Genomic DNA, 13,258 nt, shown 5'->3' with positions numbered 1-13,258 from the left:
GCGCGCGGACGGCGAGCCGACGTCGTCGAGCCCCTCGACCAGTACCACTGCGGGCCGCGACTCGAGGGCGACCGCGAGCCCGCTGCCGTCCGGAGCGACGCCCCAGAGCGATGTCCGCGCCCGCACGCTGCTCGCGCGCGCCGGCAGCGCGAGCCCGGCGACCTTGACGCGACCCTCCGCGAGCGCGGCGCGACCGCCGAGCGCGGCGAGCATCGCACGGCGCTCGACCTCGTCCCCGCCCTCGATCACGAGGATGCCGCCCGCGGCCAGCTCGGCGTCCAGCGTGCTCGGGTGGTCGCGCGCGCGGGCACCATCCGCCGCGAGCACCAGGTCGGCCTCGGGCCAGTCCGCCAGCGCGAGCTCCTGGGCGAGGCCCTCCCCCTCGACGTCGAACGACGGCAGCAGACGGTCGAGCCACCCCGGCATCCACCACGCGTGATGACGGAAGAGCACCAGTACGGCGGGGATGAGCGTCATCCGCACCAGGAACGCATCGACCACCACGCCCACCGCGAGGCCGAACGCGATCGGCTGGATGTTGGCATCACCCTCCGGCACGAAGGCGACGAACACCGCGAACATGATCGTGGCGGCGGCGGTCACCACGCGAGCGGATGCCGCGAACCCGTCGTGGACGGCGCGCACCGGCTCGCCGTGGTGCACGTAGTCCTCGCGCATGCGACTGACGAGGAAGACCTCGTAGTCCATCGCCAGGCCGAACAGGACGCCCATCACGATGATCGGCATGAAGCTGATCACCGTGCCCACCGACGCGATGTTGAGCGGGTCGGCGAAGATCCCGTCGACGAACACGAGGGTGGTGAGCCCGAACGCCGCGCCGATCGACAGCACGTAGCCGAGCGCCGCCGTGATCGGCACGACGACCGAGCGGAACACCATCGCGAGAAGCACGAGCGAGAGCCCCACCACCAGGATGCCGAAGGGCAGCAGCGCACCGGCCAGCCGCTCGGAGATGTCGATGCCTGCCGCGGTGTACCCGGTCACGGAGAGGTCGACCCCGTACTCGGCTTCGAGCCGGTCGTGCATCCCACGGAGGGTGGCGACCAGCTCAGCAGTGGCGACCGAGTCCGGGCCGCCCTCGGGCACGACCTGCACGATGCCGGTGTCGCCGGTCTCGTTGGGGGTCGACAGCGGCACCGAGGCGACACCGTCGACGGTCGCGATGTCGGTCCCCAGATCGTCCATGAGGCCGACGGGATCCGTGCTCTCGATCACCGATCCCGTGACGAGCAGGGGGCCGTTGTAGCCCGGACCGAAGTGCTCCGCGATGAGGTCGTAGGTCACGCGGCCCGGCTCCCCCTCCTCCATCGAACCCGCATCCGGGAGTGCGAGTCGCAAGTGCGCCGCGGGGATCGTCGCCAACGTCAGCAGGCCGACGACGAGCAGGACCGTCACGAGCGGCCACCGGGTGACGATGCGCACCCACCCTCGGAAGAATGCGCCGGGGCCGCGCGGCGACGCCGTCGGGTCCGCGGGTACGGAGTCCGACGCCTCGTCCTCCGGATCGCCGTCGATCCTCACCTCCGCCGCCTCGGCCGCATCGGCGGCCGACTCCGCGGGGTCGATGAGCTCGACCTCGGCGTCGTCGAGCACCCCATCGTCGCCGAGTCGCTCTGTGTCGCCGAGTCGCTCTGCGTCGCCGAGTGGCTCGGTCCCGTCGGGCGCCGGCGCCGCGCGGCGCCCGGCGCCGGCGGAGCCTGTGGAGGCGGCATCCGGGATCCGTCCCGGCCGGTACCGGCGCGGCACCACGCGCCACTTCGCGTACCCCAGCAGCGCCGGCGTCAGCGTGAGGGAGACCAGCACCGCGAGCGCGACCGCGACGGCGGCGGCGACGCCCATCGTCGTCAAGAACGGGATGCCGGCGACGACGAGCCCCAGCAGCGCGATGATCACGGTGAGCGCAGCGAACACCACGGCCGAGCCCGACGTCGCGATCGCGCGAGCCGCGGCCTCTTCGGGCTCCACGCCCTCCTTCAACTGGTCCTGATGCCGCGCGAGCACGAACAGCGCGTAGTCGATGCCGACCGCGAGGCCGAGCATGAGCGCGAGCAGGGGCGTGGTCGACGTGATGGAGGTGAAGCGCGTCGCGATCAGCACGAGCGACAGCGATGCGCCGACCCCGACGAGCGCCGTCACGAGCGGCAGTCCGGCCGCGAGGAGCGACGCGAACGTGAACAGCAGCACGACGAACGCGACCGCGATGCCGATCAGCTCCGTGATGCTGATGCCGGTCGAGCTCTGCGAGAACAGCTGGCCGCCGACGGACACCTCCGAACCCGGCGGGAGCGCGCCCTGCAGGGCGGCGCCGGCATCCTGCAGCGCCTGACCCGTCGACGCATGCACTGCCGTGCCGCTCACCGTCAGCTGGATCGGCACCAGCACCGCGCTGCCGTCCGCGCTGATGTTCGACGACGACGCCTGGCCGTATGGCGAGGTCGCCGACGACACCTGGGGGATCTGCGAGATCGTATCGACGGACGCCTCGACGGCCGACTGGAAGTCCGCGTCGGTCGCCGATCCGCCCGTGGGCGCGACGGCGATCAGCTGCGCCGACCCGCCGCTCACCTGCGGAAAGGTGCGGCCGAGTGCGTCCAGCGCCTCCTGCGACTCGGTGCCGGGGATCGTGTAGGTGTTGTCGGTGCCCGTCCCGAGGATGCCCGCGCCCGCGAACAGGGCCATGAGCACGGCGACCCACACGCCCAGCACGAGCCCGCGCGCGCGGAAGGCCCAGCGTCCGAGCGTGTAGAGCGCAGACGACATCGTCCCCCCTTGCGCAGGGTCCTGCTCCCCCAGTAGCAGTTGCCTCAGGGTAGGGCCCACGCGTTCAGAGCAACACCCCCCCCGGGCTGCACCCCGACGTGCCGCGCACGACGGAGGGGACGGATGCCGAGTGGCATCCGTCCCCTCCGTAGGCTCTGATCAGAGCGAGTCGATGATCCCGTTGAAGGTCTGCGACGGGCGCATCACGCCGGCGACGAGCTCGGCATCGGGACGGTAGTACCCGCCGACGTCGACGGGCGAGCCCTGCACGGCGATCAGCTCGCCGACGATCTGCTCCTCGCCCGCCGCCAGTGCCTCGGCCACGGGGGCGAAGGCCGCCGCGAGCTCGGGGTCGGCCTGCTGCTTCGCCAGCTCCTGCGTCCAGTACAGGGTGAGGTAGAAGTGGCTGCCGCGGTTGTCGATCGTGCCGAGCGCGCGTCCGGGCGACTTGTCGTTCTCGAGGAACGTGCCGGTCGCGGCATCCAGCGTGTCGGCCAGCACCTGCGCCTTCACGTTGCCCGTGAAGTCGGCGAGGTGCTCGAGGGACGCGGCGAGCGCGAAGAACTCTCCGAGCGAGTCCCAGCGGAGGTAGTCCTCCTCCAGCAGCTGCTGCACGTGCTTGGGAGCAGAGCCGCCGGCACCGGTCTCGAAGAGTCCGCCGCCCGCGAGGAGCGGGACGATCGAGAGCATCTTGGCGCTCGTGCCGACCTCGAGGATGGGGAAGAGGTCGGTGAGGTAGTCGCGCAGCACGTTGCCGGTCACCGAGATGGTGTCCTCACCCTTGCGCAGCCGGTCGAGCGAGTACTGCGTGGCGTCGGCCGGCGCGAGGATCTCGATGGTGAGCCCCTCGGTGTCGTGAGCCTGCAGGTACTCCTTCACCTTCGCGATGAGGGCCGCGTCGTGCGAGCGGTTCTCATCCAGCCAGAACACGGCCGGAGCGCCGGTGGCGCGAGCACGCGTGACGGCGAGCTTCACCCAGTCGCGGATGGCGATGTCCTTGGTCTGCGTCGCACGCCAGATGTCGCCCGGCTGCACGGAGTGCTCGAGCAGCACGTCGCCCGCCTGGTTGACGACCTGGACGGTGCCGGCGGCCTGCAGCTCGAACGTCTTGTCATGGCTGCCGTACTCCTCGGCAGCCTGCGCCATAAGGCCGACGTTCGGCACGGTGCCGATCTTGGCGGGGTCGAGCGGGCCGTGCGCGATGACGTCGTCGATCACCGTCTGGTAGACGCTCGCGTAGGAGGAGTCGGGGATGACGGCCAGAGTGTCGCCCTCGCCGCCGTCGGCGCCCCACAGCTTTCCGCCGTTGCGGACGAGCGCCGGCATCGACGCGTCGACGATGACGTCGGACGGCACGTGGAGGTTCGTGATGCCCTTGTCGGAGTTCACGTACGACAGTCGCGGGGAGTCGGTCGCCGCGGCGATCGCGGCGGCGATCTCGTCGCCGCCTTCGATGTCGCCGAGGCCGGCGAGGATCGCGCCGAGTCCGTCGTTGGGCGTGAGGCCGGCCTCGGCGATCTTGTCGCCATAGCGGTCGAAGACGTCGGCGTAGTACGCCTTCACGACGTGGCCGAAGATGATCGGGTCGCTGACCTTCATCATGGTGGCCTTGAGATGCACCGAGTAGAGCACGTCATCGGCCTTGGCCGTCTCGAGGGTCTCGGCGAGGAACGCGTCGAGCGCTGCCGCCGAGAGGAAGGTGCTGTCGATGATCTCGCCGGGCAGCACCTTGATGCCGGTCTTCAGCGAGGTGACGGTGCCGTCGGCCGCAACGTGCTGGATCGACAGCACGTCGTCGGCCGGGATCACCGTGGTCTTCTCGTTCGACTTGAAGTCGTCGTGGCCGAGCGTGGCGACGCGGGTCTTGGAGCCCTCGGCGAACGGCTTGTTGCGGTGCGGGTGCTTGCGCGCGTAGTTCTTGACCGACAGCGGCGCACGGCGGTCGCTGTTGCCCTCGCGCAGCACGGGGTTGACCGCCGAGCCCTTGATGCGGTCGTACCGCGCGCGGACGTCCTTGTCTTCGAGCGACTGCGCCTCGTCGGGGTAGTCGGGGACGTCATAGCCCTGCGACTGGAGCTCGGCGATCGCCGCCTTGAGCTGGGGGATCGACGCCGAGATGTTCGGCAGCTTGATGATGTTCGCCTCGGGCAGCGTCGCCAGGCCCCCGAGCTCGGCGAGCGCGTCGCCGACCTGCTGCTCGGGCGTCAGGTTCTGCGGGAACGCCGCGAGGATGCGGCCGGCGAGCGAGATGTCACGCGTCTCGACGTCCACCCCCGCCTGGCGGGTGACGGCCTGCACGATCGGCAGGAACGATGCGGTCGCGAGGGCCGGTGCCTCGTCGGTATAGGTGTAGATGATGGTCGAATCGGTCACCAGTCACGTCCTTCTCACGGGTCGGCCATCAGCCTATCGCAAGCACCCGAGATATCTCGACGTCAAGAGATCTCCACCCGCCGTGACACCGAGTTTCCGCGGTTTCGGCCTCACGTCGGAGCCTGGGCGCTCCGCGCCGCCGCGTGTGAACACCGCGTTAATCCGGACCCCTCAGAGTGCCGGATGTCGTCATCCGGGCTAGCCTGGGGCCCATGGGTGATCTGCGACTCGTCGAACTGTCCGCCGCGACCATCGTGGCGGTCAACAATCTGTCGCTGAAGCCCGGCCAGGAGGAGTACCTCTCCCCCGTCAGCTACGGCATCGCGGCGACCGTGGTGAACCCGCAGACGGCGTGGCAGCGCGTCGTGCTCGACGGCGAGGAGGTGGTCGCCTTCGTGAGCGCCAACTTCGATCCGGACGATCCGGTGGAGCACTTCCGCTCGGTGCTGTGGCGCATCAACGTGGACGCCGACGACCAGGGCCGCGGCGTCGGTCGCTTCGCCGTGAAGGGCCTCATCGACGAGGCTCGCAACCGCGGCATGGACCACGTCTGCGTCATCTACGAAGCGGGCGAAGGGGGTCCGCAGCAGTTCTTCGAGCGTGTGGGCTTCACACCGGTCGGTGAGACCGAGTACGGTGAGGTCATCGCAGAGATCCGTCTCTGACGTAACAGCCGCCCGAATCCCCCGGAAGACTCTCCCCACACAGCGCCCGCCGGGCGCGCCAGAGACCGGCGGCGGGGCCTCGAATACCCCTCCCCCATCGAGGCCTCGTCGCCCTCTCGAAGATCGTCGAAACGCTTGCGCGCGACGCACTAGGGTGAGTCCGTGCCGAGATTCGATCTGTCCCCCGCCGAGCTCGCGGGCTACGCCCCCGAGGTTCGCGAACCCGCCGATTTCGACGACTTCTGGAACGCCACGATCGCAGCGTCGCGACAGTGGGATGCCGCGCCCGAGGTCGCGCTGCTCGACACGCCGTACACGCTGGTCGACATCTTCGACGTGACGTTCCCCGGCTTCGGCGGCGACCCTGTCAAGGCGTGGCTCACGCTCCCGGCAGGCACCACCGGACCTCTTCCGGCCGTCGTCGAGTACCAGGGCTACGGCGGAGGCCGAGGCCTCCCCGGCGAGCGCCTCGGATGGGCCGCCGCCGGCTACGCTCACCTCTTCATGGACACGCGCGGCCAGGGATCGATGTGGGGCTCGGGTGGCGACACGCTCGATCCGCACGGCACCGGCCCGTCTTCGTCCGGCTTCATGACTCGCGGCATCGAAGACCCCGCGACCTACTACTACCGCCGGGTCTTCACGGACGCCGTGCGCGCGGTGGACGCGGTGCGAACGCTCCCGCAGGTGGACGCCGACCGCGTGGCGGTGTGCGGCGCGAGCCAGGGCGGCGGCATCGCGATCGCGGCGGCGGGCCTCTCCGACGGCCTCGTGGCCGTCATGCCCGACGTGCCGTTCCTCTGCCACTTCGAGCGCGCGGTCGGCCTCACCGGCGACGACCCCTACCAGGAGGTCGTGCGCTACCTGGCCGTGCACCGCGGCGCCGACGAGCGGGTGTTCGAGACCCTGTCGTACTTCGACGGCGTGAACATGGCGAAGCGGGCGGATGCCGCGGCCCTGTACTCGGTCGCCCTCATGGACACGATCTGCCCGCCGTCGACCGTCTACGCCGCGTTCAACCGGCACGAGACGGCCGACAAGCGCATCGAGGTCTACACCCACAACGGCCACGAGGGCGGTCAGGCGTTCCAGTTCCCGAAGCAGGCCGCCTTCTTCTCGACTCTCGCCTGACCGCTCCCCCGCGCCCGCCGGCGGCTCGCCCCGGCGGTTCGGAGGTCACGAAACGTCGCTACCTCGCGCCCGTGCCCACCTTTTGTGGCACACCAACGCGCCGTCCGGCGGCTCGGGGGTCACGACACGCGGTGACGATGTCGGCGAGGCCGCGTGTCGTGACACCCGAGTGATGGGATGCCGGAGCCGGCGGCTCCTCCCCAGGGGCGGCGCAGGCGGAGATATGCGCAGAACGGCGAGAACGTGATCGGCGACCAGCGCGATGGATGCATCGTGGGGGCGTGCCTCGACGCCCGCGCCCGCTGCCCGAGTCGCTCGGCGACGCATTCTCCGTCGCCGCGGCCCGCGCGGCAGGGGTGTCACCGAACCGCCTTCGCACGAAAGACCTGGAGTCTCCCTTTCACGGCACGCGGGCGAAGACCGCACCCGAAGGCGCCGGCACGAACGCCGAGGACGGCTCGCCACCATCGCCATGGGAACTCGCCCGGCAGAATGAAGCCAGACGAGCGGCGATATTCGGCACCGCGATGACGTCGCGCATGTTCTTCGCCGGGTGGACGGCGGCCATTCTGCAGGGAGCCTCCATCGATCCGGGACCGGACCTCGTCGTCGGGGTGTTCAGCCCCGCCCGCGCACCTCGACACGCGGGTGTGCGCGGGATCAGGGTCGCGCCCAAGCTTGCCAACCTACGCATGCACGACGGCCTGCGCATGACGACGACCTGGGCGATGCTCGGCGCCGAGCACACGGTGCGTGAGCTCGTAGCGCTGGGCGACTCCTTCGTGCGGATTCCGCGCGACAGCCGCGGCGGGCTTCAGCCGCGCCAGCGCATCGCGACAATCCCACAGCTCGAGCGGGCCGCGTTGGCCGGGCGGCGTATGGGTGTAGCGAAACTCAGACAAGCCCTCGAGCTGATCCGGGTCGGCAGCGCCTCGCCGCTCGAGACCGAGCTGCGACTCGACGCCGCGGCAGACGGGCTCCCCGAGCCCGACCTCGACGTCGAGATCCGCGACGGCCGAGGGCAACTCCTCGGGATCTCAGAGGTCGTCTACCGGAATCTGAAGGTTGCGGTCGAGGTCGAGGGCGACCACCACCGCACGGACCGCAACCAGTGGAATCGCGATATCGACAAGTACGCCTCCTACGCCGCCGAGGGGTGGGAGGTCGTCCGCCTCACCTCCGCCCACATCCGAGGCGAGCGCCCGCGGGCGGTGGCAATCGTGCGCGCCGCGCTCCTCCGCCACGGCTGGGTGCCCGGGTAGCCGCCTGTGCCCGCAGCGCTTCGCGCGTCTGCCCCGAGAGAGCCGCGGCATCCGTCTCCCCGTGTCCTCGGCCCGTCCATGACACTCCATAAGCCGCTCCGACCCGGCATCCATCTCCGTCCGCTCGGGGGTCACAACACGCGGTGACGCCGCGGACGAAGCCACCAATTGCGACCCCGAACGACCCGCCCGTCCGCTCGGGGGTCACAACACGTCGCAACCCGGCGGGCGAAGCCACCAATCGCGACCCCCGAACGAGCGAGCTTGCGAGACGAAGCGCGTCAGCGCGCCTCGAGGTGCAGGACGAACGCCTGCAGCGGCCACAGCGTCGGCAGCTGAAGACCGACCTCGGCGAGCAGCGAGCCCGGGAGTTCGATCTCGCCCGCGGTGAACCACTCCGGCGCGATCCATCCGTACTCGGCGGCGCCGATCTCGCGACGCACGCGCACGCGATAGCGGCGGTCGGGGTCGAGCCCGGGCAGCCGCAGCCGTTCGGCGCGCGCGTCCTCGAGACTGGCCACCGTCGCGGCGACGACGACGGCCGCATCCGCTCCGACGTACGCGGTCACGCGCCAGGCCGGATCCCGCAGTTCAGGGTGGAGCACCCGCCCGCTGTGGACGATGGGCCGCAGCTCTTTGTACAGCGCCGCGAAGCGGGTGATCGCGGCGGTCTCGTCCGCGTCGCACGACAGGATGTCCCATTCGAAGCCCGCGGAGCCCATGAGGCTCGTCGCCATCCGGTACGACAGCGCCGTGGTGCGGCCCGAGGAATGCGAGGTCGTCGGACCGACGTGCGCGCCGACGAGCTCGGGCGGCAGCAGCAGACCGGTCCAGCGCTGGATGTCCTGCCGCTCCACCGGGTCGTTGGAGTCGCTCGCCCACACGCGGTCGGTGACGTCGAGGATGCCGAGGTCGGTGCGCGCACCCCCGCTCGAGCACGACTCGATCTCGAGCGACGGGTGCGCCGTCTTCAGCTCCGCGAGCAGGGCGTACACCGCCGTCATCTGCGCGTGCCCGCCGGGGCGCCCGGCGTGCACGCTCTCGACGAGGTCGCGGTTGTGGTCCCACTTGATGAAGTCGATGCCGAGCTCGGTCACGAGCGCGTCGATCTGGCCGAAGACGTGGGCGTAGGCATCCGGATCCGCGAGGTCGATGACATACTGCCCCCGCCACGACAGCGCCGCGTCGTGGTCGACGTGCCGCGGATCGTGCAGCAGCCAGTCGGGGTGGGCGCGTGCGACGTCGGAGTCGAGGCTGATCATCTCGGGCTCGAACCACAGCCCGAACTGCAGGCCGAGCTCGTGCACGCGATCGGCGAGCGGGCCGAGGCCGTCGGGCCACACGGTCCGGTCGACGATCCAGTCGCCGAGGCTCGTCGAGTCGTCGCGGCGCCCCTGGAACCAGCCGTCATCGAGCACGAACCTCTCGATCCCCACCTCGGCGGCGCGCTCGGCGAGCGCGGCGAGCCGCGCCGGATCGTGGTCGAAGTACACCGCCTCCCAGGTGTTGAGGACGAGCGGGCGCGGGGAGGACGGATGCTGGGACCGGCCCCGCAGCCACGTGTGCACGCGGTGCGCGAAGCCGTCGAGCCCTTCGGTCGTGTGCACGAACGCCGCCCGGGGCGCGCGGTACTCGTCGCCCGGGCCGAGCCGGATCTCGCCCGGGCGCAGCAGCTCGCCGGCGCCGATGAGGGTCACAGCTTCGGTCACGCGGTCGACGCGGGTCGTGAGGTCGCTGGACCATGCGAGATGGACGCCCCACAGCGCGCCGTCGTCCCAGCGCGGAGCGCCGACGGCCGCGATCGCAGCGACGGGACTGTCGTGCCCAGGGCGTCCTCTCCGTGACTGCCGCACGATGGCCCCGGCGGGCATCGGCGTCACGACCGGGCGCTTCTCGCGCGTCCACCGGCCGTCGAAGGTCAGCAGCGTGTCGGTCGTCGACGGCACGGGAAGGGTCGCCTCGAGCCAGTCGACGTCGACGGCCGCGGCATCCGACTCTCCCTCGTGCGTGAGCACGTGCTGCACCCACAGCACCCCGCCGCGCTCGATGCCGATCGTGATCGACAGACGCAGAGCGGATGCCGCGTCCTGCGCCGTGACGGTCAGCGAGGTGTCGTCGGGCTCGACGCCGGTGACGCTCCAGCGCGGGTGGTGCACCACCCCGTCGCGGCGCAGCTGCATGCCGGGCCGGCCGCTCCAGCCGTCCGCCTCCTGCGGCGACAGCGACAGCTGCCACGCGGCGTCCAGCGTGCCGGGAGGGGTCTGCCTGCTCAGCGCCCGGGCGAGGGCCTCGGCATCGGCATCCGTGATCCGTCCCACCGCCGCACCCCAGTGCAGCACGCGCGGAAGACCCGCACCGCGGGCGTCGACGATCACGCCGACGCCCTCGTTCTCGAGACGGATGAAGCCGGAAGTCATGCAGGGGTCCTTTCCACAGGGGGTCGCTCGCCGGTGCCCCGCTCGACGATCCACGTCGGCATCTCGAGCTGACGTGTGAAGCCGGCCGGGTCCTGCATGCGCTCGATGGCGAGCGTCGCAGCAGCGCGACCGAGCGCGAGCGGGTCGTAGCTGACGACCGTCACCCCCAGCACGTCTGCGGTGTCGAAGTCGTCGAAGCCGACGAGGGCGGTGCTCCGGTCGTCGCGGTCGCGCAGCACGCGGAGCGCGGCGACCGTCACGCGGTTGTTGCCCGTGATGATGGCCGTCGGCGCGTCGCCCTGCGCGAGCAGATCCGCGATGAACCCGTCGGCCGGGGTCGAGAGATCATCGGCGAGGCGCTCCCACCGCGAGGAGTCGACGATGCCGTAGGCGGCGAGCGCGTCGCGGTATCCCCGTAGGCGCTCGGCCTGCGTGTACACGGATGCCGGATTGCAGATGTAGCCGATGCGGCGATGGCCGCGCTCGAGCAGCCGGGTCGTGGCCTCGAACACGCCGCGGTGGTTCTCCAGGACGATCGAGTCCGCGACGAGGTTGCGCGCCGGGCGGTCGATCGCGATGACCGGCGTGCCGAGGTGTCGTTCGCCCTCGAGGTAGGACTGGTCCTCCGCCACGGGAATGAGCAGGAGCGCCCCGAGCCGCTGACTGAGAAGAGCGTCGGCGACGCGCTCCTCGCCCTCCGCGGTGTCGTCGGTCGTCGCCACGACGAGCGAGTATCCGTTGGCGGCGAGCTCCCGCTCGATGCCGGCGGCGAGCTTGTAATAGAACGGGTTGCTCAGCTCGCCCATGATGAAGCCGATCGTGTTCGTCGGCCCTCCGCGGCGCAGGTTGCGTGCGAGCGGGTTGGGGCGGAAGCGCAGCCGCTTGGCGGCGGCGAGAACGCGTTCGACCGTGTCGGGCGCGACGAGGTCACGGTGCGTGAAGACCCGCGACACCGTCTTAGAGCTCACGCCCGCGAGGCGGGCGACGTCTTCGAGGGTCGCGCGCTGCTGAACCGTCATCGGTGGGGCCTCCTTGCCGGGCGCTTCACGCTAGCACTCCGCCGTCGGTGATGTCTACGTGGGACATTGAAGAGACATTCACCGGTGTCACCAGTGAGCTCTGGAATTTTTCTCCCAGATCAGACAGGTATTCTCGGCAGACAATTCGGAACGGACACGACAAGACAGCGCTGACATCGAACAGTTGCGGAACCGTTTCGAGTGCGTCTAATCTGACGGCGCGACGAACCACGCAACGGTGCGATGACGAGCACCGGCAGTTCAAGGGCGAACCTGACAAGGAGACATCACATGGCGAAGAAGGCACTCGCGGGCATCGCGCTGCTTGCCACCGCCGCGGTCGCGATCAGCGGCTGCGCGGGCGGCGGCGGATCGAGCGACGCGGACAACACGATCGACGGCGACGTGAAGGGCGACATCAAGGTCGTCACGTGGCGCACCGACCTGGTCGAGGACGGCACGTTCGACAAGTACGCCGAGGAGTTCAACAAGCAGTACCCCGACGTCAACGTCACATTCGAGGGCATCACCGATTACGCCGGCGAGATGCTCACCCGCATGAGCACCACCAATTATGGCGACGTCATCGGCATCCCGGCGATCCAGCCCGACCAGTACGAGCAGTTCCTCGAGCCTCTGGGCGACACCGCCGACTTCGAGGACACCTACCGGTTCCTGCCGGCCGCCAGCTTCGACGGCACCCAGTACGGCATCGCCTTCGGCGGCAACGCGAACGGCGTCGTCTACAACAAGAAGGTCTTCGAAGAGGCCGGCGTCAGCGACCTGCCCACCACGGAAGACGAGTGGCTCGACGCACTGCAGAAGGTCGCCGACAACACCGACGCGATCCCGATGTACACCAACTACAAGGACGGCTGGCCGCTGACCCAGAGCTTCGGCAACCTCGGCGCGATCACCGACGACGCAGATGCACCGATCACGCTCGCCGAAGACCCGGCGCCCTGGACCGAGGGCACCGACATCTACGCGATCGACGGGCTGCTGTACGACACCGTCGCGGCCGGGCTCACCGAGGACGACCCGCTGACCACCAACTGGGAGCAGTCGAAGGTCGACCTGGGCACCGGCAAGATCGCCACCATGCCGCTGGGGTCCTGGGCCATCTCGCAGATGCAGGCCGCCGCCGAGGACAACGGCGGCTCGGCCGACGACATCGGCTTCATGGCGTTCCCCGCGAACGTCGACGGCACGCAGCTCGCCGTGATCGGCGGCGACTACAACCTGGCCGTGAGCAAGCACTCCAAGGCCAAGGCGGCCGCGTGGGCGTGGATCCAGTGGGTCGTCGCCGACTCGGGCTACACCGAGGCGCAGGGCATGGTCTCCCCGCTCAAGGATGCCGCGCTGCCCGACTCGCTGACCGACTTCGAGGCCGCCGGCGTCGAGCTCATGGAGATCAACCCGGCGCCCGCCGGCAAGGAGGGCCTGCTCAACGAGGTCTCCAGCGACTCGCAGATCGACCTGTACGGCCCGATCTACCGCCAGAAGCTCGTCGACGTCGCCCGCGGCGCCGCCGACGGCGACAAGGACAGCTACTTCGCCGAGCTGAACGAGCGCTGGGGCGCATCGGTCGAGAAGCTCGCCGGCTGAGC

9 protein-coding genes are annotated in these 13,258 nt (G+C 70.2%); 4 read left to right on the top strand and 5 right to left on the bottom strand.

Features of this window, described 5'->3' with window-relative positions; all coding sequences use genetic code 11:
* Together ACI3KX_RS15380 and ACI3KX_RS15375 are read right to left on the bottom strand one after the other, a co-directional pair.
* The coding region (locus tag ACI3KX_RS15380) for an MMPL family transporter (RefSeq protein WP_404910276.1) at positions 1 to 2,781 on the bottom strand (2,781 nt) is incomplete at its 3' end.
* 159 nt (positions 2,782 to 2,940) lie between these two features.
* Entirely contained in the window at positions 2,941 to 5,154 is a 2,214-nt protein-coding gene (locus ACI3KX_RS15375; RefSeq protein WP_404910275.1) for an NADP-dependent isocitrate dehydrogenase, read from the bottom strand.
* A gap of 212 nt (positions 5,155 to 5,366) precedes the next feature.
* Between ACI3KX_RS15375 and ACI3KX_RS15370 the strand changes: the two genes are divergently transcribed.
* Both ACI3KX_RS15370 and ACI3KX_RS15365 read left to right on the top strand, forming a co-directional pair.
* On the top strand, positions 5,367 to 5,819 hold the full coding sequence (locus ACI3KX_RS15370) for a GNAT family N-acetyltransferase (protein WP_349426657.1): 453 nt from the start codon (positions 5,367 to 5,369) through the stop codon (positions 5,817 to 5,819).
* Between the two features lie 162 nt (positions 5,820 to 5,981).
* Complete coding sequence (locus tag ACI3KX_RS15365) at positions 5,982 to 6,950, top strand: acetylxylan esterase (protein ID WP_363357993.1); 969 nt, start codon at positions 5,982 to 5,984, stop codon at positions 6,948 to 6,950.
* Between the two features lie 400 nt (positions 6,951 to 7,350).
* Here ACI3KX_RS15365 and ACI3KX_RS15360 read toward each other — a convergent pair whose 3' ends face one another.
* Complete coding sequence (locus tag ACI3KX_RS15360) at positions 7,351 to 7,518, bottom strand: hypothetical protein (protein WP_404910274.1); 168 nt, start codon at positions 7,516 to 7,518, stop codon at positions 7,351 to 7,353.
* Positions 7,519 to 7,642: 124 nt separating this feature from the next.
* Between ACI3KX_RS15360 and ACI3KX_RS15355 the strand changes: the two genes are divergently transcribed.
* Positions 7,643 to 8,212, top strand: a complete 570-nt coding sequence (locus tag ACI3KX_RS15355) for a hypothetical protein (protein ID WP_404910273.1) — start codon at positions 7,643 to 7,645, stop codon at positions 8,210 to 8,212.
* A 281-nt stretch (positions 8,213 to 8,493) separates the two neighbouring features.
* On the opposite strand, the gene ACI3KX_RS15350 is transcribed toward ACI3KX_RS15355, so the two are convergent.
* Positions 8,494 to 10,629, bottom strand: coding sequence for an alpha-galactosidase (locus ACI3KX_RS15350; RefSeq protein ID WP_363357995.1), 2,136 nt, complete (start codon positions 10,627 to 10,629; stop codon positions 8,494 to 8,496).
* Positions 10,626 to 11,648: a LacI family DNA-binding transcriptional regulator gene (locus ACI3KX_RS15345; RefSeq protein WP_363357996.1), complete on the bottom strand. Its 1,023-nt coding sequence runs from the start codon at positions 11,646 to 11,648 to the stop codon at positions 10,626 to 10,628. The genes ACI3KX_RS15350 and ACI3KX_RS15345 overlap by 4 nt, the downstream gene beginning before the upstream one ends.
* A 291-nt stretch (positions 11,649 to 11,939) precedes the next feature.
* On the opposite strand from ACI3KX_RS15345, the gene ACI3KX_RS15340 reads away from it, so the two are divergent.
* Entirely contained in the window at positions 11,940 to 13,256 is a 1,317-nt protein-coding gene (locus ACI3KX_RS15340; RefSeq protein ID WP_363357997.1) for an ABC transporter substrate-binding protein, read from the top strand.
* Positions 13,257 to 13,258: the final 2 nt, after the last annotated feature.

The sequence above is a fragment of the Microbacterium sp. ZW CA_36 genome (genome assembly GCF_044987475.1).
GTDB lineage: Bacteria > Actinomycetota > Actinomycetes > Actinomycetales > Microbacteriaceae > Microbacterium.
This window is presented reverse-complemented; position numbering and strand designations above follow the sequence as displayed.

Bases quoted from the DNA above. Each gene is read 5' to 3' on its own strand.
- ACI3KX_RS15350 (WP_363357995.1), bottom strand. From the start codon at position 10,629: ATGACTTCCGGCTTCATCCGTCTCGAGAACGAGGGCGTCGGCGTGATC.
- ACI3KX_RS15345 (WP_363357996.1), bottom strand. From the start codon at position 11,648: ATGACGGTTCAGCAGCGCGCGACCCTCGAAGACGTCGCCCGCCTCGCG.
- ACI3KX_RS15360 (WP_404910274.1), bottom strand. From the start codon at position 7,518: ATGGCCGCCGTCCACCCGGCGAAGAACATGCGCGACGTCATCGCGGTG.
- ACI3KX_RS15340 (WP_363357997.1), top strand. From the start codon at position 11,940: ATGGCGAAGAAGGCACTCGCGGGCATCGCGCTGCTTGCCACCGCCGCG.
- ACI3KX_RS15370 (WP_349426657.1), top strand. From the start codon at position 5,367: ATGGGTGATCTGCGACTCGTCGAACTGTCCGCCGCGACCATCGTGGCG.
- ACI3KX_RS15355 (WP_404910273.1), top strand. From the start codon at position 7,643: ATGCACGACGGCCTGCGCATGACGACGACCTGGGCGATGCTCGGCGCC.